Source organism: Planctomycetota bacterium (assembly GCA_016872555.1).
Lineage (GTDB): Bacteria > Planctomycetota > Planctomycetia > Pirellulales > UBA1268 > F1-20-MAGs016.
Genome location: VGZO01000143.1, coordinates 1 through 1,758 on the forward strand (window position 1 = coordinate 1; position 1,758 = coordinate 1,758).

The 1,758-nt window shown below is 71.4% G+C and carries 2 protein-coding genes; both read left to right on the forward strand.

Annotated features, from left to right (window positions below; translation table 11 throughout):
- The first annotated feature begins 153 nt into the window (after positions 1-153).
- Complete coding sequence (locus FJ309_17550; GenBank protein MBM3956379.1) at positions 154-1,158, forward strand: aldo/keto reductase; 1,005 nt, start codon at positions 154-156, stop codon at positions 1,156-1,158.
- 193 nt (positions 1,159-1,351) lie between these two features.
- A partial coding sequence (locus tag FJ309_17555; GenBank protein ID MBM3956380.1) for a hypothetical protein occupies positions 1,352-1,758 on the forward strand: 407 nt, incomplete at its 3' end.

The window sequence follows — 1,758 nt, forward strand, 5'->3', positions numbered from 1 at the left end:
GATCACGCCCGCGGATGATGCCGCGCCTGCTGCACCCTTGCCGGTCGTTACTCGTGTCTCGTGTCTCCGGCCCCTGGTCTCCGGTCTCTTTGGCTTTTTGGCATCGTGGCTCCCCTACTCCCCCACTCCCCTATCCTCCCACTCCCCTCCCCAATGCCCTCCACCACGCTCCCCGTCGCCGTGCCCGCCGCGTTTGGCGCCGCCGACCAGCCGCTGCCTGCCGTCGGCCTCGGGCTGTGGAAGATCGACCGGGCGACGGTCGGCGATCTCGTTCACGAGGCGATCCGCGTCGGCTATCGCCATCTCGACAGTGCCTGCGACTACGGCAACGAAGCCGAGGTCGGGGAAGGCATCGAGCGCGCCCTGCGCGACCGGCTCTGCCGGCGCGACGAACTGTGGGTGACCTCCAAACTCTGGAACACGTTTCACCACCCGGATCACGTGCGCCCGGCGCTCGAGCGCACGCTCCGCGATCTCCGCCTCGACCACCTCGACCTGTACCTCGTCCATTTCCCGATCGCGCTGGACTTCGTGCCGTTCGCCACGCGCTACCCGCCGGGCTGGTTCTTCGACCCGGCCGCCCCCCGGCCGGTGATGCGCCCGGCCCGCGTGCCGCTGGCCGACACCTGGGGGGCGATGGAGCGCCTCGTCGACGGCGGCCTCGTCCGCCGCATCGGCGTGTGCAACTACGGCGTCGGTCTCCTCCGCGAATGTCTCGCGACGGCGCGGATCGCCCCCGCCGTCCTCCAGGTCGAGCTCCATCCGCTGCTCGCGCAGCCGAAGCTGCTGCGCTTCTGCCACGAGGCGGGCATCGCGGTGACGGCGTTTTCACCACTCGGGGCACCGTCATACGTGCCATTGGGAATGGCGACGGACGCCGACAGCCTCCTCGGCCATCCGACCGTCACGGCGATCGCCGCCCGCGCGGGGCGCACGCCCGCCCAGATCCTGCTCCGCTGGGGCGTGCAGCGCGGCACGGCCGTGATTCCCAAGACCTCGCGGCCGCAGCGCCTCGCGGAAAACCTCGCCCTGTTCGATTTCTCGCTCGCCGCCGCCGACATGGCCGCGCTCGACGGCCTCGACCGTGGCCAGCGGTTCAACGACCCGGGGGTGTTCTGCGAACGGGCGTTCAACACGTTTTTCCCGATCTACGAATGAAGGACCACCGCGCACCCCGCCGCGGGCGCCGGCGCCGGTTGCCTGCCGGACGAGCGGTGACGATGATGACCGCGAGTGGGATCGCCAGCGCGTGGCAGCGGGCCGCTCCGACCGTGATGTCGTCCTGGGGGCTCGTGCCATGTGCCACGTCTCGAATCGATCCGCGGCCGTATGTGCCGCACTCGTCGTCTCATTGGCCGCCTTCTGGGCCCGTGCCGACGAGCGCGTCGTGATGAGCTATCCCCGGTTCACGCCCGAGCCGCCGCATCGGATCACGTCGGTCGACCAAGGGCGCGGCGAGGCGGTCGTCGAGCCGCTGCAGTTGGCCGACGGACCGGGGTTTCTGGCCGTGACCGAGGGGCCGGCGCTGCTGTTCATGGCCGCTGCGGGCGGTGACGGCCTCGACCATGCCGTGCGCGTCGAGGTGGCCGAGGTGCTCGACGGCGGGCGGGCGCGGGTCACGTTTCCCCGCGCTGCCTCCGAATGGGTCGCCAAGGGCCCCGCGCTGCTCGGCCGGCCATTCGCCGGCGACCTCGCGGCAGGGGGCCCCGCTGCGGTGCCCACGAAGGTGATTCGCGCGCTGCCCGACGTGGTGAAGCG